General features: G+C 70.8%; 14 protein-coding genes and 4 tRNA genes. 10 read left to right on the top strand and 8 right to left on the bottom strand.

Annotation, left to right across the window (positions count from 1 at the left end):
* Positions 1-29: 29 nt before the first annotated feature.
* Positions 30-122 (bottom strand): putative leader peptide, encoded by a 93-nt coding sequence (locus ACZ6J5_RS24350; RefSeq protein ID WP_362467692.1) that lies wholly within the window; start codon positions 120-122, stop codon positions 30-32.
* 275 nt (positions 123-397) lie between these two features.
* Here ACZ6J5_RS24350 and purF point away from each other — a divergent pair, with 275 nt between their 5' ends.
* Positions 398-1,924, top strand: a complete 1,527-nt coding sequence (gene purF, locus ACZ6J5_RS24345) for an amidophosphoribosyltransferase (protein WP_469394817.1) — start codon at positions 398-400, stop codon at positions 1,922-1,924.
* 52 nt (positions 1,925-1,976) lie between these two features.
* Positions 1,977-3,044 carry a phosphoribosylformylglycinamidine cyclo-ligase gene (purM, locus tag ACZ6J5_RS24340; RefSeq protein ID WP_469394815.1) on the top strand — a complete coding sequence of 356 codons (1,068 nt, stop codon included), beginning with the start codon at positions 1,977-1,979 and terminating at the stop codon, positions 3,042-3,044.
* A gap of 155 nt (positions 3,045-3,199) precedes the next feature.
* On the opposite strand, the gene ACZ6J5_RS24335 is transcribed toward purM, so the two are convergent.
* Positions 3,200-3,454 (bottom strand): DUF3073 domain-containing protein, encoded by a 255-nt coding sequence (locus ACZ6J5_RS24335; RefSeq protein ID WP_469394813.1) that lies wholly within the window; start codon positions 3,452-3,454, stop codon positions 3,200-3,202.
* A gap of 301 nt (positions 3,455-3,755) precedes the next feature.
* Positions 3,756-4,844 carry a Leu/Phe/Val dehydrogenase gene (locus ACZ6J5_RS24330; RefSeq protein ID WP_469394812.1) on the bottom strand — a complete coding sequence of 363 codons (1,089 nt, stop codon included), beginning with the start codon at positions 4,842-4,844 and terminating at the stop codon, positions 3,756-3,758.
* A 152-nt stretch (positions 4,845-4,996) separates the two neighbouring features.
* Here ACZ6J5_RS24330 and ACZ6J5_RS24325 point away from each other — a divergent pair, with 152 nt between their 5' ends.
* Both ACZ6J5_RS24325 and bldC read left to right on the top strand, forming a co-directional pair.
* Positions 4,997-5,851: a DUF8083 family protein gene (locus ACZ6J5_RS24325; RefSeq protein ID WP_469394810.1), complete on the top strand. Its 855-nt coding sequence runs from the start codon at positions 4,997-4,999 to the stop codon at positions 5,849-5,851.
* Between the two features lie 613 nt (positions 5,852-6,464).
* Positions 6,465-6,671 (top strand): developmental transcriptional regulator BldC, encoded by a 207-nt coding sequence (bldC, locus tag ACZ6J5_RS24320; RefSeq protein WP_003949541.1) that lies wholly within the window; start codon positions 6,465-6,467, stop codon positions 6,669-6,671.
* 419 nt (positions 6,672-7,090) lie between these two features.
* Here the strand turns inward: bldC and ACZ6J5_RS24315 are convergent.
* Positions 7,091-7,167, bottom strand: a tRNA-Asp gene (locus ACZ6J5_RS24315).
* An 88-nt stretch (positions 7,168-7,255) separates the two neighbouring features.
* A complete protein-coding gene (hrpA, locus tag ACZ6J5_RS24310; RefSeq protein WP_469394808.1) occupies positions 7,256-11,266 on the bottom strand; it encodes an ATP-dependent RNA helicase HrpA in 4,011 nt (1,336 codons plus the stop codon).
* A 130-nt stretch (positions 11,267-11,396) separates the two neighbouring features.
* On the opposite strand from hrpA, the gene ACZ6J5_RS24305 reads away from it, so the two are divergent.
* The 3 genes from ACZ6J5_RS24305 (at position 11,397) to ACZ6J5_RS24295 (ending at position 13,441) form a co-directional block, all read left to right on the top strand.
* Positions 11,397-11,750 carry a hypothetical protein gene (locus tag ACZ6J5_RS24305; RefSeq protein ID WP_469394806.1) on the top strand — a complete coding sequence of 118 codons (354 nt, stop codon included), beginning with the start codon at positions 11,397-11,399 and terminating at the stop codon, positions 11,748-11,750.
* 99 nt (positions 11,751-11,849) lie between these two features.
* Entirely contained in the window at positions 11,850-12,611 is a 762-nt protein-coding gene (locus tag ACZ6J5_RS24300) for a DsbA family protein (RefSeq protein WP_469394804.1), read from the top strand.
* Entirely contained in the window at positions 12,608-13,441 is an 834-nt protein-coding gene (locus ACZ6J5_RS24295; protein ID WP_469394802.1) for a cytochrome c biogenesis CcdA family protein, read from the top strand. Before ACZ6J5_RS24300 ends, ACZ6J5_RS24295 begins: the two co-directional genes overlap by 4 nt.
* A gap of 110 nt (positions 13,442-13,551) precedes the next feature.
* Here the strand turns inward: ACZ6J5_RS24295 and ACZ6J5_RS24290 are convergent.
* The 3 genes from ACZ6J5_RS24290 to ACZ6J5_RS24280 form a co-directional block, all read right to left on the bottom strand.
* Positions 13,552-13,625, bottom strand: a tRNA-Phe gene (locus ACZ6J5_RS24290).
* A gap of 22 nt (positions 13,626-13,647) precedes the next feature.
* A tRNA-Asp gene (locus ACZ6J5_RS24285) sits at positions 13,648-13,721 on the bottom strand.
* A gap of 39 nt (positions 13,722-13,760) precedes the next feature.
* A tRNA-Glu gene (locus ACZ6J5_RS24280) sits at positions 13,761-13,833 on the bottom strand.
* Positions 13,834-13,937: 104 nt separating this feature from the next.
* On the opposite strand from ACZ6J5_RS24280, the gene ACZ6J5_RS24275 reads away from it, so the two are divergent.
* The 3 genes from ACZ6J5_RS24275 to ACZ6J5_RS24265 form a co-directional block, all read left to right on the top strand.
* Positions 13,938-14,288, top strand: a complete 351-nt coding sequence (locus ACZ6J5_RS24275; RefSeq protein WP_351657827.1) for a metallopeptidase family protein — start codon at positions 13,938-13,940, stop codon at positions 14,286-14,288.
* A 193-nt stretch (positions 14,289-14,481) separates the two neighbouring features.
* Positions 14,482-15,012, top strand: a complete 531-nt coding sequence (locus ACZ6J5_RS24270) for a hypothetical protein (protein WP_469394800.1) — start codon at positions 14,482-14,484, stop codon at positions 15,010-15,012.
* A gap of 201 nt (positions 15,013-15,213) precedes the next feature.
* The coding region (locus ACZ6J5_RS24265; protein ID WP_469394798.1) for a DEAD/DEAH box helicase at positions 15,214-17,123 on the top strand (1,910 nt) is incomplete at its 3' end.

The following is a 17,123-nucleotide window of genomic DNA, read 5'->3' as shown; positions in this document are numbered from 1 at the left end:
CCGGAGGCGGGGTGCGGCGAGGGGGAGGTTCAGGCGCAGCGACAGATCGCGCTCGCGACACGGACCAGGTCCACGTGCCGGCGCGCCACGAGCGTGACCGAGCGGTCACGGGAAGGCTGCATGATCAGGAAGCCTGGCGGAGGGCCTCGGGGGTGTCAACGACCGTCCCGCACCGTGGACTCCGTCACATCCTGCCCGTCCGCCCCGTACCGTACGGGCACCCGTCGGGCGGGCTCCCGCCGTCGGCTACCGGCTGGTAACCCTTACGCCCCTTGCTTTGTGGGCTCCGACAAGGATCGAAGGATCAGTTTGTGCGATCGCACGAGTGGAGCGGGGGGCCTACCACGGCCCGTTCGCGAGTTCGGACCGATCGGGGATCTCGCCTACACTCGGAGCCGTGCCACGTGGTGACGGTCGACTCAATCACGATCTGCTCCCCGGCGAGAAAGGCCCCCAGGACGCGTGTGGCGTCTTCGGTGTCTGGGCTCCGGGTGAAGAGGTCGCAAAGCTCACGTACTTCGGGCTCTACGCCCTCCAGCATCGGGGTCAGGAATCCGCGGGAATCGCGGTAAGCAACGGCTCCCAGATCCTCGTCTTCAAGGACATGGGCCTCGTGTCCCAGGTCTTCGACGAGACCTCTCTCGGTTCCCTCCAAGGTCATATCGCGGTCGGTCACGCCCGCTACTCGACCACCGGGGCCTCCGTGTGGGAGAACGCGCAGCCGACGTTCCGGGCGACCGCCCACGGCTCGATCGCGCTCGGCCACAACGGCAACCTGGTGAACACGGCGAAGCTCGCCGAGATGGTCGCCGAACTCCCCAAGCGGGAGGGCCGGTCCACCCAGGTCGCCGCCACCAACGACACCGATCTGGTGACCGCGCTCCTCGCGGGCCAGTCGGACGAGGACGGCAAGCCGCTCACCATCGAGCAGGCCGCCGCGAAGGTCCTCCCCGAGGTCCGGGGCGCCTTCTCCCTCGTCTTCATGGACGAGCACACGCTCTACGCCGCCCGTGACCCGCAGGGCATCCGCCCGCTGGTCCTCGGCCGGCTGGAGCGCGGCTGGGTCGTCGCCTCGGAGTCCGCCGCCCTCGACATCTGCGGCGCGACCTTCGTCCGCGAGGTCGAGCCGGGCGAGCTCGTCGCCATCGACGAGAACGGCATCCGCACCTCGCGCTTCGCAGAAGCGAAGCCCAAGGGCTGTGTCTTCGAGTACGTGTACCTGGCCCGCCCCGACACCGACATCGCCGGGCGCAACGTGTACCTCTCCCGCGTGGAGATGGGCCGCAAGCTCGCCAAGGAGGCCCCCGTCGAGGCCGACCTGGTGATAGCGACGCCGGAGTCGGGCACCCCGGCGGCCATCGGCTACGCGGAGGCCTCCGGCATCCCGTTCGGCGCCGGCCTGGTCAAGAACGCCTACGTCGGCCGGACCTTCATCCAGCCCTCCCAGACCATCCGCCAGCTGGGCATCCGGCTGAAGCTGAACCCCCTCAAGGAAGTCATCAAGGGGAAGAAGCTCGTGGTCGTCGACGACTCGATCGTCCGCGGCAACACCCAGCGCGCGCTGGTCCGGATGCTCCGCGAGGCCGGCGCGGCCGAGGTCCACATCCGGATCTCCTCGCCGCCGGTGAAGTGGCCCTGCTTCTTCGGCATCGACTTCGCCACCCGCGCGGAGCTGATCGCCAACGGGATGACCGTCGAGGAGATCGGCAAGTCGCTGGGCGCGGACTCGCTCTCGTACATCTCCCTGGAGGGGATGATCGAGGCGACCACGATCCAGAAGCCGAACCTCTGCCGCGCCTGCTTCGACGGCGAGTACCCGATGGAGCTCCCGGACCCCGAGCTGCTCGGCAAGCAGCTCCTGGAGACCGAGCTGGCCGCCGGCCCGGCCGCCACCGCGGCCTCCGACGCCCTCCGTCGCCCGTAACCGCCGTAAGACCCCGCTGCACCCCGCAGTACGACACGAAAGTTCTGAAGCCATGTCTCAGGCCACCGGTGCCAGCTACGCGAGCGCGGGCGTCGACATCGAAGCGGGCGACCGCGCCGTCGAGCTCATGAAGGAGTGGGTCAAGAAGACCCGGCGCCCCGAGGTCCTCGGCGGCCTCGGCGGCTTCGCCGGGCTCTTCGACGCCTCCGCCCTCAAGCGCTACGAGCGCCCCCTGCTCGCCTCGGCGACCGACGGCGTCGGCACGAAGGTCGACATCGCCCGCCAGCTCGGCGTGTACGACACCATCGGCCACGACCTGGTCGCCATGGTCATGGACGACATCGTCGTCTGCGGCGCCGAGCCGCTCTTCATGACCGACTACATCTGCGTCGGCAAGGTGCACCCCGAGCGGGTCGCCGCCATCGTCAAGGGCATCGCCGAGGGCTGCGTCCTGGCCGGCTGCGCCCTGGTCGGCGGCGAGACGGCGGAGCACCCGGGCCTCCTCGGCCCGGACGACTTCGACGTGGCCGGCGCCGGCACGGGCGTCGTGGAGCACGACCTGCTGCTCGGCCCGGATCGCATCCGTACGGGTGACGCGGTCATCGCGATGGCCTCCTCCGGTCTTCACTCCAACGGGTACTCGCTCGTCCGCCACGTGGTCTTCGACCGCGCCGGCATGACCCTGGACCAGCGGGTCGAGGAGTTCGGCCGGACCCTCGGCGAGGAGCTCCTGGAGCCCACCAAGATCTACTCGCTGGACTGCCTGGCGCTCACCCGCACCACCGAGGTGCACGCCTTCAGCCACATCACGGGCGGCGGCCTGGCCGCCAACCTGGCACGGGTGATCCCGGACGGCCTGCACGCCACCGTGGACCGCTCGACCTGGACCCCCGGCGCGGTCTTCGACCTGGTCGGCAAGGCCGGACAGGTCGAGCGCCTGGAGCTGGAGAAGACCCTGAACATGGGCGTCGGCATGATGGCCGTCGTCCCCGCCGAGTCGGTGGACGCCGCCCTCACCACGCTGGCCGACCGGGGCGTCGAGTCCTGGGTGGCCGGCGAGATCACCGAGCGCGGCGACAAGGAGACCGGCGCCGAGCTGGTCGGCGACTACGCGAAGTAGGACCGCGCGGGAAGTCGAGTAGAGAAACCTACGAAGGGGTGCCTCCCCAGGGGGCACCCCTTCGTCGTTTCCACCGAAGGACGGCCCGCTACGGCACCCGGACAGCGCACAACCCGGTCCGGGGTACCCCGGACCGGGTTGCGGTGTTCAGAAGGTCAAGCGCGACGCTGAGTGGACGCCGGACCGGACTCGTCGTCCTCGTCCTCGTCGTCCGTGTTGTAGAGATCCGCGTACTGCGCGTACGGGTCGTCTTCCTCGTCGTCGTCCTCGAACGGCTCGCCATTCGGCGGCTGGTTCGAGGTCGTTGCGCCCAGCTCGTTGGCCAGACGCGACAGGTCAGTCCCGCCGCTGCTGTACTTCAGCTGGCGGGCGACCTTCGTCTGCTTGGCCTTTGCCCGGCCGCGCCCCATGGCTCGACCCCCTCGGTGACGGGGCTCGACGACCCCAGAGTCTTGACACGCGTTCATGATCCGGAACGGACTCTCGAATGAGAGACCGGTCCGTAGGGCTTCAACGGTACCTGTTTCCGTCGGTCTACGGTACGCCGCGCGCATCACATACCTCGGTACAGAACCACCGAGGCGCCCCGTCCTCGCTGGTCAGTCGCGATTTTAACCCCTTCTTGAGGGGCGACCCGCCGATCGGCGTGAGCGAAGTCTCCCGAATGTGTCCGGGAACGCTCTCCGTCGGCGGGCCGGTCGGGGCGTCACGTCAGCCGCGGCGCGCCTCGGCCATGCGCTGTTCGGCGATCCGGTCGGCCGCGGCGGCCGGCGGAATTCCGTCAGACTTCGCACGTGCGAAGATTTCGAGGGTGGTGTCGAAGATCCTCGTCGCCTTGGCCTTGCAGCGGTCGAAGTCGAAGCCGTGCAGCTCGTCGGCGACCTGGATCACGCCACCGGCGTTGACCACGTAGTCGGGCGCGTAGAGGATGCCGCGCTCGGAGAGGTCCTTCTCGACCCCCGGGTGCGCGAGCTGGTTGTTGGCCGCGCCGCAGACGATCTTCGCGGTCAGCACGGGCACGGTGGTGTCGTTCAGCGCCCCGCCGAGCGCGCAGGGGGCGTAGACGTCCAGGCCCTCGGTGCGGATCAGCGCGTCGGTGTCGGCGGCCACGGAGACCTGGGGGAACTTCTCGGTGATCCGGCGCACCGACTCCTCGCGGACGTCGGTGACGACGACCTCGGCCCCGTCGGCGACCAGGTGCTCGACCAGGTAGTGGCCGACCTTGCCGACGCCGGCCACGCCGACCTTGCGGCCCCGCAGGGTCGGGTCGCCCCACAGGACCTGCGCGGAGGCACGCATGCCCTGGAAGACGCCGAAGGCGGTGAGGACCGAGGAGTCGCCGGCGCCGCCGTTCTCGGGGGAGCGGCCGGTGGTCCACCGGTTGGTGCGGGCCACCACGTCCATGTCGGCGACGTAGGTGCCGACGTCGCAGGCCGTCACGTAGCGGCCGCCGAGGGAGGCCACGAAGCGCCCGTAGGCGAGCAGGAGTTCCTCGGTCTTGACCGTCTCGGGGTCGCCGATGATCACGGCCTTGCCGCCGCCGTGGTCGAGCCCGGCCATGGCGTTCTTGTACGACATGCCGCGGGAGAGGTTCAGCGCGTCGGCGACGGCCTCCGCCTCGGTGGCGTACGGGTAGAAGCGGGTGCCCCCGAGGGCCGGGCCCAGGGCGGTGTTGTGGAGGGCGATGACGGCCTTGAGGCCGGTGGCGCGGTCCTGGCACAGCACGACGTGTTCGTGGCCGCCCTGCTCCGAGTGGAACAGGGTGTGCAGTACATCAGGAACGCCGGTCACATCGGTCACGGTGGTGACTCCCAAGCTGATGCGGCGGAAGGTCCCCCCTGTGGGTGGGGGTGGGACCAGGTCGGCACGAGGGTAAGTCCTACCTGGCCGTAGCAGGGGCGCAGTGCTGAGGATCACCCCTTCAGGAGTACCTACGTGGAAGGATTTGCGACATGACGGACTCGTCCGCCCTGTCCTCGGTGCGGGTCCCGTACGCCGCCTATCTGCGGGTGTACGAGCCGCTGGAGGCGTTCCCGGAGCCGGAGCGGGCCCACTGGGCGCGCTACGCGGCCCGTACGGACCTCCCGGACGCCCAGCGGGAACTGCGCCGCTCGCTGGCGGACTTGGTGCGGGTGCCGCCCGTCCCGGTGCCCGCGCGGGAGAGCGCGGACGCCTTCGTGCTGACCGTGGACGGCACGGTCCTGGTCTGCCCCTGGCGGACCCGGCTGCGCGCCCTGCTGGCCCTGGAGGAGCTGGCGGGCGGGACGCTGCCGGCGCCGGTGCTGGACGCGATGGTGCCGCCGGAGACGCGGGCGCGGGTGACGGCGGAGCACGAGCGGTGGCGGGAGCGGAATCCGGACGCGCGGCCGTGGATCCGGGGCGCGGTCTGGCACGTGCCGCTGCGCTGGTTCGCCCTCTTCGCGGACGAGGAGCGGGAGTACGGGCCGGGGGACCGGGAGCGCCCGGCGGTGCTGCGCTACCGGACGCCGATGGCGCAGGCGCGGCGGCGGGTGGCGCGGGCCCTGCGGACGCTGCGGGGGGCCGTCGAGGAGGGCGCCATGACGGAGGGTCTGACCGAGGTGGGGCGCTGGCTGGAGGAGTTCCACCCGAGGGCGGTGGTGGAGCTGGACTACGGGGGCCTGGTGCACGCGCTGGCGCCGGAGGCGATGGCGGCGGACCGGACGGCGGCGGACCTGGCGGAGGGGATCGCGGCGCTGCGGGACGGCGACGAGGAGCTGGCGCGGGAGGTGTACGGGCGGCTGGCCGAGCGCTGGCGGGCGGTCCGGGATCTCCAGTTCGCGAACTGAGCCGGGATCCGTCACGAATCGGCCCCGTGGCCGGTTTGTGACCTACTCGAAACCGACCACTGTCCCGGTTATCGACATAATGGGTTCATCCGGTGTCGATGATCTTCATCGGTGGACGCTTGTTCGGGTCCTAGGTAGGTACGTGTGGGGTCGTTGGGTCGGATGGGGCAGGACGTAGGTCCCGATCCGGGCCTTTGGCTCAAGGGTGACGGATAGCACTTACCGCACCCTTGCGCCCATCACCCACCCTCGTGCCAAAATAGGACAAGGAGTCCGGGGAGGGTTCCTTCCGCCCAAGTAAGGGCGGAATGCTCGACATTGCACTCTATGGGGGGTCTGAGGACTCCTGATCGCTCTGTGACTGATCGTCACAGTGGCGTGACTGTCCGTTATGGCATGGTCCATCGACTTCCGCCGCTGATGAACACCTGCGAGGGCAATTCCATCGGTTTGGCCGACGTGGCTGGACGGATGGTGTAGTTGTAGTGCCGAGGACAAGCCGTTCGTCCTATAACCGACTCGGCCCGCTTCTGCCATTTCGGGCAACGCGGGTCAAGGTGCAGAATTTAGAGGAAAGAACCGAGAAGGTTCGGTTCTCCCGAGGAGGCCGCTCATGACCGCTCGCACCCCTGATGCCGAGCCGCTGCTGACCCCCGCCGAGGTTGCCACGATGTTCCGCGTGGACCCGAAGACGGTGACCCGTTGGGCGAAGGCGGGCAAGCTCACGTCCATCCGCACCCTGGGTGGGCACCGCCGGTACCGCGAGGCCGAGGTTCGCGCCCTGCTGGCGGGCATTCCGCAGCAGCGCAGCGAGGCCTGAGGCGCTCGCGATTCAAGCAACACCCCGTAACACCCGCACCACCGGGCACGCTCCGGGTCCCCCAACCCGGTCCGCCCACCCCAAGCTCTGCTGACGCGTCACCTGCCCCAACAGGTTCTCCGTCATCGATCGCGCTGGACTCCGCCGGGTCCAGCGCGATCTTTTTTGTGCCCGCCGCCGGCCTCGTCCGGGCCGTGCAATTGCACATATTAAATTCGAGGCATGTAGGAAGGGTGTAAGTGAAGCGCTTTCGAAAACGGATTGAGTGACACCCGTCACATCGTCAGACCCTTGCCACAGAACAAGCCTTCCACCTTCGAGCGGGTCACCAACGCGCCGTTGGTCACCCCTTGGCGGGACCTTGGTCCTTCGGGGCCGGGAACGCAAGAAGACCCGCACCGATCGGTGCGGGTCTTCACTGGCGACTCTGACGGGACTTGAACCCGCGACCTCCACCTTGACAGGGTGGCGAGCTAACCAACTGCTCCACAGAGCCTTCGCGGCCGCTTTTCAGTGGCTGCGAAGAAGACTGTACAGCAGGTCAGCGGTCTGGTCGAACCCGCTCGGCGCGCCCGCCGAACGGGCTACGGCACCGCCGCGTCGATCGCCTTCACGATCCGCTTGTCGGAGACCGGATGCGCGGTCCCCAGGGCGTGCGCGAAGTAGCTGACCCGCAGCTCCTCGATCATCCAGCGGATGTCCGTGACCTGGGCCGGCACCGGCCGGCCCTTCGGGAGCTGTTCGAGCAGCCAGGCGTACTCGTCGAGCATCTCGTGGACCTTCTCCATGCGGGTGGTGTCCCGCTGCACGCCCGTCGGCATCTGCTGGAGCCGCCGGTCCACCGCCACCAGGTAGCGCATGAGGTCCGGCAGCCGCTTCAGGCCCGTACGGGTCACGAAACCGGCCGGCATGAGCCAGGAGAGCTGGTCCCTGACGTCCTTGAGGTTGGGCAGCAGCGCGGGGCTCGTGGTGGCCTTCAGGCGCCGCTCACAGGCCTGCCAGGCGGCCAGCACCTGCTGCACCTGGCCCACGGTCCGTACGGTCAGGTCCACGAGGTCCGTGCGGACCTTGTCGTAGAGCTTCCGGAAGGACTCCTCGTCCCAGGCGGGACCGCCGTGGTCCGCGATCAGCTTGTCGGCCGCCGCGGTCGCGCAGTCCTCGAAGAGCGCCTGCACCGAGCCGTGCGGATTCGCCGACAGGGCGAGCTTCTGCTGGTTGGTCAGCCGGTCCGAGGCGAACTTCGCCGGATTCACCGGGATGTTCAGCATGATCAGCTTCCGGGTGCCCCGCCACATCGCGAGCTGCTGCTCGGCCTCCGTGTCGAAGAGCCGTACGGCCACGCTGTCGCCCTCGTCGACGAGCGCCGGGTACGCCTTCACCGGCTGGCCGGCCCGCCGGGTCTCGAAGACCTTCGTGAGCGTCCCGATCGTCCACTCCCTGAGCCCTGAGCGCTCCAGGGAGGGCCCGGAGCCGTCCGGGCCGCCCGTCGCCGCCGCGGCGGCCTTGGAGAGCGCCTGACGGGCCTTGGGGCGCAGCTTCAGCTTCAGCGCCTCCAGGTCCTTGTCCTCGGCCAGCTTGCGGCGCCGCTCGTCGACGATCCGGAAGGTGATCTTCAAGTGCTCGGGGAGCTTCGCCCAGTCGAAGTCCTCGGCGGTCAGCGGGACGCCGACCATCCGCTGGAGCTCGCGGGCCAGCGCCGCCGTCAGCGGCTCCTGGACGGGCACGACCGCGTCCAGGAAGCGGCTCGCGAAGTTCGGCGCCGGCACGTAGTGGCGGCGGATCGGCTTGGGGAGGGACCGGATCAGCTCCGTGACGACCTCCTCGCGCAGCCCCGGGATCTGCCACTCGAAGCCCTCGTCGGTCACCTGGTTCAGCACCTGGAGCGGCACGTGCACGGTCACGCCGTCCGCGTCCGCACCCGGCTCGAACTGGTACGTCACCCGGAACTTGAGCGCGCCCTGCCGCCACGAGTCCGGGTAGTCGTCCTTGGTGACCGCTCCCGCCTTCTCGTTGATGAGCATCTCGCGCTCGAAGTCGAGGAACTCCGGCTCCTCGTGGCGCTTGTGCTTCCACCACGAGTCGAAGTGCGCGCCCGAGACGACGTGCTCGGGCACCCGCTTGTCGTAGAAGTCGAAGAGCGTCTCGTCGTCGACCAGGATGTCCCGGCGCCGGGCCCGGTGCTCCAGCTCCTCGACCTCGGTGAGCAGCTTGCGGTTGTCGGCGAAGAACTTGTGGTGGGTGCGCCAGTCGCCCTCGACCAGCGCGTTGCGGATGAACAGCTCGCGGGAGACCTCGGGGTCGATCCGGCCGTAGTTCACCTTGCGGTCGGCGACGATCGGCACGCCGTACAGCGTCACCTTCTCGAAGGCCATGACCGCGGCCTGGTCCTTCTCCCAGTGCGGCTCGCTGTACGTCTTCTTCACCAGGTGCTGGGCCAGCGGCTCGATCCACTCGGGCTCGATGCGCGCGTTCACCCGCGCCCACAGCCGCGAGGTCTCCACCAGCTCGGCGGACATGACGAGGCGCGGCTGCTTCTTGAAGAGCGCGGAACCGGGGAAGATCGCGAACTTGGCGTTGCGGGCGCCCACGTACTCGCCCCGGGACCCCTCCCGCTTCCCGTCCCGGCCGCCGCCGCTGCCGCCGTCCTTGGACTCCTTCACGTCCTTCAGGCCGATGTGCGAGAGCAGCCCGGACAGCAGGGAGACGTGGACGGACTGCTCCGGCGGGGCGGCGTCCGCCGAGGGCTCCTCGACCTGCATCCCCATCTGCTTGGCCACCGTCCGCAGCTGGGCGTAGATGTCCTGCCACTCGCGGATCCGCAGGAAGTTCAGGTACTCCTGCTTGCACATCCGGCGGAAGGAGCTGGAGCCGCGCTCCTTCTGCTGCTCGCGCACGTAGCGCCACAGGTTGAGGAAGGCGAGGAAGTCGCTCGTCTCGTCCTTGAAGCGGGCGTGCTGCTGGTCGGCCTGCGCCTGCTTCTCGGCCGGCCGCTCGCGCGGGTCCTGGATGGAGAGCGCGGCGGCGATCACCATCACCTCGCGGACGCAGCCGTTCCGGTCGGCCTCCAGGACCATCCGGGCGAGCCGCGGGTCCACGGGGAGCTGGGACAGCTTGCGCCCCTGCTCGGTGAGCCGCTGCCCCTTCCTCCCCCCGTGGGGGGACTTCCCGTCCGGCTCCAGCGCGCCCAGCTCCTGGAGGAGCTGCACGCCGTCCCGGATGTTGCGGTGGTCCGGCGGGTCGATGAAGGGGAACTTCTCGATCTCGCCGAGGCCGGCCGCGGTCATCTGGAGGATGACGGAGGCCAGGTTGGTCCGCAGGATCTCGGCGTCCGTGAACTCCGGCCGGGTGAGGAAGTCGTCCTCGGAGTACAGCCGGACGCAGATGCCGTCGCTGGTGCGCCCGCAGCGGCCCTTGCGCTGGTTGGCGCTGGCCTGGCTGACCGGCTCGATCGGCAGCCGCTGCACCTTGGTGCGGTGCGAGTAGCGCGAGATGCGGGCGGTGCCCGGGTCGATCACGTACTTGATGCCGGGGACGGTCAGGGAGGTCTCGGCCACGTTGGTCGCGAGGACGATCCGGCGGCCGGAGTGCGCCTGGAAGACCCGGTGCTGCTCGGCGTGGGACAGGCGCGCGTAGAGGGGGAGGACCTCGGTGTTCCGCAGCCGCTTCTTGGTGAGCGCGTCGGCGGTGTCGCGGATCTCGCGCTCGCCGGAGAGGAAGACCAGGATGTCGCCGGGGCCCTCGGCCTGGAGCTCGTCGACCGCGTCGCAGATCGCCGTGATCTGGTCGCGGTCCGACTCCTCCGAGTCCTCCTCCAGGAGCGGCCGGTAGCGCACCTCGACCGGGTACGTGCGCCCGCTGACCTCGACGATCGGCGCCTCGCCGAAGTGGCGGGAGAAGCGCTCGGGGTCGATGGTCGCGGAGGTGATGACGACCTTGAGGTCGGGGCGCTTCGGCAGCAGCTGGGCCAGGTAGCCGAGCAGGAAGTCGATGTTGAGGGACCGCTCGTGGGCCTCGTCGATGATGATCGTGTCGTAGGCGCGCAGCTCGCGGTCCGTCTGGATCTCGGCGAGCAGGATGCCGTCGGTCATCAGCTTCACGAAGGTGCCCTCGGGGTTCACCTGGTCGGTGAAGCGCACCTTCCAGCCGACCGCCTCGCCCAGCGGGGTGCGGAGCTCCTCCGCGACGCGCTCGGCGACCGTGCGGGCGGCGATCCGGCGGGGCTGGGTGTGCCCGATCATGCCCCGGACGCCCCGGCCGAGCTCCAGGCAGATCTTCGGGATCTGCGTGGTCTTGCCGGAGCCGGTCTCACCGGCGACGATCACGACCTGGTGGTCGCGTATCGCCTCCAGGATCTCGTCTTTCTTCTGCGAGACGGGCAGCTGTTCCGGATACGTGACCGCGGGCACGCGCGCGGCGCGGGCGTCGACCCGCTCCTTGGCCTTGCCGGCCTCGGCGGCGATCTCGTCCAGGACGGCCTCGCGGGCCTCGGGCTTGCGGATGCGGCGGGCGCCTTCGAGACGGCGGCCGAGCCGGTGGGAGTCCCGCAGCGAGACCTCGGCCAGGACGGACTGGAGGGCGGCGAAGGAAGTAGACATACGGGATCCAGGATCGCACCTGCGGCCGAGAAGCGGCGAACCGATTTACGAGGGCGGCGCCGGGCTCCTGCGTAATATTTCGGGACACACCCACCGGCACCGTCCCGCACCGCCCACGAAAGGCCCCCGCATGTCCCGCACGGCACGCGCGCTCGCGGCCCTCGCCGCGCTGGCGGCGCTGGTGCTGGGACTCGTGGTCCGCGGCGACATCACGCCCACGGCCCCGTCCGCGCCCGGACCGGTGACCGCCGGGGCCCTCGCGCCCGGCTGCGATCCGGGCCACCCGGTCGACGAGGGGGCCGCGGGCCCCGTCGTACCGCCCCGGACGCACGCCTTCGGGGAGCTGCTGCCCGCGCTGCTGCACGCCCGGTGCGGGGGAGCGGAGTGGGCCGTGGACGAGGGCCCGGCGGAGGCGACCCGGGGCCGCGGGCCGCCCGCGCTCGCGCCGCCCTCGCCGGTGGAGCTGTCGGTCCTGAGGGTTTAGGACCTGACCCGACGCGAAGCGTCGGACAGGCCCTGGACGGCCGGCACCCCTCCACGCCGCCCGTCCCTCGTACCCCTCCCTCCTCAGGAGCACTTCGACATGCCCAAGTCCAAGCCCGTCATGATCGTCAGCGGTGTGGTGCTGGCCGCCACGCTGCTCGGCGTCGCCTCGTACGCCGCCACCAAGCCGTCCGGGCCCTCGGCCCCGTCCGCGGCCGCCGAGGTCTCCGTCGACCCGTCCGAGGGCGTCTATCCGGAGCTGGAGGCGTACGCCCGCCGGGACGCCGCCGACAAGCTCGCCCTGGGCCGGGCCGACGCGCCCGTGGTCCTGATCGAGTACGCCGACTTCAAGTGCGGCTACTGCGGCAAGTTCGCCCGCGACACCGAGCCCGAGCTGATCGAGCGGTACGTGGACAAGGGCGTGCTGCGCATCGAGTGGCGCAACTTCCCGATCTTCGGCGAGGAGTCGGAGGCCGTGGCCCGCGCCTCCTGGGCGGCCGGGCAGCAGGACCGTTTCTGGGAGTTCCACAAGGCCGCGTACGCGGAGGGCGCCAAGGAGAAGGGCTTCGGCAAGGAGCGTCTGGCCGTCCTCGCGAAGGAGGCCGGCGTCCCGGACCTGGCCCGCTTCACCCGCGACACGGACGGCGAGGCGGCCAAGGCGGCGGTCCGCGAGGACCAGGAGCAGGGCTACTCGCTGGGCGCCACCTCCACCCCCTCCTTCCTGGTGAACGGCCGCCCGATCGCGGGCGCCCAGCCGATGGAGGCCTTCACCGACGCCATCGACGCGGCGGCGAAGGCGGCGGCGAAGAAGAAGCCGGCGCCCGACCGGTCGGCCCCCGCGCCGTCGGAGTCCGGCCGGTGACCTCCGGCATCGGCTACTTCGCGGCCTTCCTCGGCGGGCTGCTCGCCCTGCTGAGCCCGTGCAGCGCCCTGCTGCTCCCGGCCTTCTTCGCGTACTCGGTCGACGGCCGGGCCCGCCTGGTCGCCCGCACCGGCGTCTTCTACGCGGGCCTGGCCACCACCCTGGTCCCGCTCGGCGCGGCCGGCTCCTTCGCGGGACGCCTCTTCTACGGCCACCGGGACCTGCTGGTGGCCGTCGGCGGCTGGCTGATCATCGCGCTCGGCGTGGCGCAGATCCTGGGCCTGGGCTTCGCGTCGCGCCGGCTGAGCGAGGCGAGCGGCCGGATCCGCCCGACGACCGCGTTCTCGGTCTACGCCCTGGGCCTGGTCTACGGCCTGGCCGGCTTCTGCGCGGGCCCCATCCTGGGCAGCGTCCTGACCGTGGCCGCGCTCAGCGGCAGCCCGGTCTACGGCGGCCTGCTGCTGGCGGTGTACGCGCTGGGGATGGCGGTGCCGCTCTTCGTGCTGGCCCTGCTGTGGAACCGCTACGACCTGGGCCGGCGGCGCTGGCTGCGCGGCCGCCCGATCCGGCTGGGGCGCCTGGAGCTGCACTCGACCTCGCTGCTGTCGGGCCTGTTCTTCATCGCGCTCGGCACGCTGTTCCTGGTCTTCGACGGGACGACCGCGCTGCCGGGCCTGCTGTCGGTGGACGACTCCTTCGCCGTGGAGGAGCGGGTCGGCGCGCTGGGCCGCGCGGTCCCGGACTGGGCGCTGCTGGTCGCGGTGCCGGCCGTGGTGGCGGCGGTCCTCGGCGCCAGGGCGCTGCGGGGCCGTCGGCGCGAGGAGACGTAGCGGGCGGGTACGGGGAGGAGGCCGCCGCCCTCCTCCCCGTACCGCGCGACCGGCTGGGAGGGGGCACACGAAGAAGGCCCCGTTCTCTCGAACGGGGCCTTCTCTCTTTGTGGCTGGGGCCGGGGTCGAACCGGCGACCTATCGCTTTTCAGGCGATCGCTCGTACCAACTGAGCTACCCAGCCACGAGACTGTTTCCAGCCTCAGCGACTCTGACGGGACTTGAACCCGCGACCTCCACCTTGACAGGGTGGCGAGCTAACCAACTGCTCCACAGAGCCATATGTTGTGCGAGAACTAGTCTCGCACAGGATTGTGCGTGCCCCCAACGGGATTCGAACCCGTGCTACCGCCTTGAAAGGGCGGCGTCCTGGGCCACTAGACGATGAGGGCTAAGGGCCCACCTGGGCGCTTTCCAGCGCGTCGGGGACGTGAGAAGCATATGGGATGGCAGGCGGTATCGCCAAAACGGTTTCCCCCGGGGGGAGAATGGGCCCGTGCTGGAGATGACGCGCGAGGAGTTCGAGGAGCTCGTCGCCGAAGCCCTGGACCGCATCCCGCCCGAGCTGACGCGGCTGATGGACAACGTCGCCGTGTTCGTGGAGGACGAGCCGTCGCCCGACGATCCCGAGCTCCTCGGGCTCTACGAGGGGACGCCCCTGACCGACCGGGGCGAGTGGTACGCCGGCGTGCTCCCGGACCGGATCACGATCTACCGGGGGCCGACCCTGCGGATGTGCGAGTCGCACGAGGACGTCGTCGCGGAGACGGAGATCACCGTGGTCCACGAGATCGCCCACCACTTCGGCATCGACGACGAGCGGCTGCACGCGCTGGGTTACGGCTGAGCCGGACCGGGCGGGGGCGTGTCCCTTGCGGCGCCCGAGGAGTTGGGCAGGGCAATGCGTTCGATCGGCTCGGTCGGCGCCCCTTTCCCGCCCGTCATGTCCTGGAGGTGCCTCCGTGCGCCATTTGCCCACCCCGGTGCGTTGGGCCGCCACCGCGTTGGCGGTCGCCGCCTGCGCGGGTCTCAGCGGCTGTATGAGTGTCAGCGACGACGGCGCGAAGCCGACCCCCAGCAGCTCCGTGGGAAAGCGGGGCGCGGCGGCCGGTGCCGGGGAGGACAGCGGGCTGTCCGACGGTCACGGCGGGGGCGGCTTCGACCGTACGGGCCGGAGCGGGCCGGACGCGGACGGCGCGGGCAAGGACGCGCCGGTGCCAAGCGGCTCCCCGAGCGCCTCGGGCAAGCCGGGCGGCGCGGGCCCCGCGGGTCCGGGCGGGCAGTCGAAGCCGCCGCAGCCGCCGGGCGGCGGGACGGGCGGGCCCGGTGGCGGCGCGGGCGGCGGCTCGGGGGCGCCGGGCGGCGAGACCACCCCGCCGGTCGACCCCTCGCCGCCGGCGCCGACCACGGAGCCGAGCACCGCCCCGCCGGAGCCGACCTCCGAGCCGACCGTCAGCGAGACGCCCTCGACCACCCCCGGGGCGGACACCCACATGGGTGCCATGAGGGCCGCGGACGGCCCCGGTGAGCTCTCCGAACCGGAGGCATCGCCGCAGGCCAGGCCGGTGTGACGGAGATCGGTTTGCCTTGGGTGGGGGGGAGTGCGTATGGTGGTAGATCGTTTGATCCCATTTGCCCGGCGCCACGACCGAAGAGCGCCGTGACTGGCGCGTACTCTCCCTTGCCGTGGCTGACCGCATTGAGGCGGTCCGTAGTGCGAAACACGGAGTTGACGGGCGCGTGCCGAGACTCCGGAAGGTTTCGCATTTCGCATGTCCATTTTCAGTTCTGATCACGCCGTCCTGCCCGAGAACGAGAACGACGAGACCGTCGCCGAGGCCGTGACGGCCGAGGACGTCACCGTCGCCGTCGAGGCGGACGAGCTCACCGACACCACCGACGGCGACGACGCCGCCGAGGCCCCCGAGGCCGAGGCCGCCCCCGAGATCACCTTCGGTGACCTCGGTCTCCCCGAGGGCGTCGTGCGCAAGCTCGCGCAGAACGGTGTCACCACCCCGTTCCCGATCCAGGCCGCGACCATCCCGGACGCCCTGGCCGGCAAGGACATCCTGGGCCGTGGCCGCACCGGCTCCGGCAAGACCCTCTCCTTCGGTCTGCCGCTGCTCGCCACCCTGGCGGACGGCCACACCGAGAAGAAGAAGCCCCGCGGCGTCATCCTCACCCCGACCCGCGAGCTCGCGATGCAGGTCGCGGACGCCCTCCAGCCCTACGGCGACGTGCTCGGCCTCAAGATGAAGGTCGTCTGCGGCGGTACGTCCATGGGCAACCAGATCTACGCGCTGGAGCGCGGCGTCGACATCCTCGTCGCCACCCCCGGCCGGCTGCGCGACATCATCAACCGAGGCGCCTGCTCCCTGGAGCAGGTCCAGATCGCCGTCCTCGACGAGGCCGACCAGATGGCCGACCTGGGCTTCCTGCCCGAGGTCACCGAGCTGCTCGACCAGGTCCCGGTCGGCGGCCAGCGCCTGCTGTTCTCCGCCACCCTGGAGAACGAGATCGACAGCCTGGTCAAGCGCTACCTGGTGAACCCGGTCACCCACGAGGTCGACCCGTCCGCCGGCGCCGTCACCACCATGACCCACCACGTCCTGGTCGTGAAGCCGAAGGACAAGGCCCCGGTCACCGCGGCCATCGCCGCCCGCAAGGGCCGCACCATCATCTTCGTCCGCACCCAGCTGGGCGCCGACCGCATCGCCGAGCAGCTCCGCGACGCCGGTGTGAAGGCCGACGCGCTGCACGGCGGCATGACCCAGGGCGCCCGTACCCGGACCCTGGCGGACTTCAAGGACGGCTACGTCAACGCGCTCGTCGCCACCGACGTCGCCGCCCGAGGCATCCACGTCGACGGCATCGACCTGGTCCTGAACGTGGACCCGGCCGGCGACCACAAGGACTACCTGCACCGCTCGGGCCGCACCGCCCGCGCCGGCCGCTCCGGTGTCGTGGTCTCCCTGGCCCTGCCGCACCAGCGCCGCCAGATCTTCCGGCTGATGGAGGACGCGGGCGTCGACGCCTCGCGCCACATCGTCGGCGGGGCGGGCGCGTTCGACCCCGAGGTCGCCGAGATCACCGGCGCCCGCTCGCTGACCGAGGTCCAGGCCGACTCCGCGAACAACTCGGCCAAGCAGGCCGAGCGCGAGGTCGCCGACCTCACCAAGCAGCTGGAGCGCCTGCAGCGCCGCGCCGTCGAGCTCCGCGAGGAGGCCGACCGCCTGGTGGCCCGCGCCGCCCGTGAGCGCGGCGAGGACCCGGAGGCCGCGGTCGCCGAGGTGACCGAGGCCGCCGAGGCCGAGCTGGCCGAGGCCATCGCCGCCGTCGCGGCCGAGCCGGTCCGCGAGGAGCGCCGCGACTTCGACCGCCGCGACGACCGCGGTGGCTACGAGCGCCGTGACAACGACCGCGGCGGCTTCCGCCGGGACAACGACCGTGGTGGCGACCGTGGCGGCTTCCGCCGGGACAACGACCGCCCGTCCGGTGGTTTCCGTCGGGACAACGACCGTCCGTCGTTCAACCGCGACCGTGACAACGACCGTGGCGGCTTCCGCCGCGACAACGACCGTCCCTCCGGTGGTTTCCGTCGGGACAACGACCGTCCGTCGTTCAACCGCGACCGTGACAACGACCGTGGCGGCTTCCGCCGCGACAACGACCGTCCCTCCGG

Source organism: Streptomyces sp. NPDC042100 (genome assembly GCF_055582325.1).
Note: the sequence above shows the minus strand (reverse complement) of the source record. Positions and strands in the feature narration are given on the sequence as shown.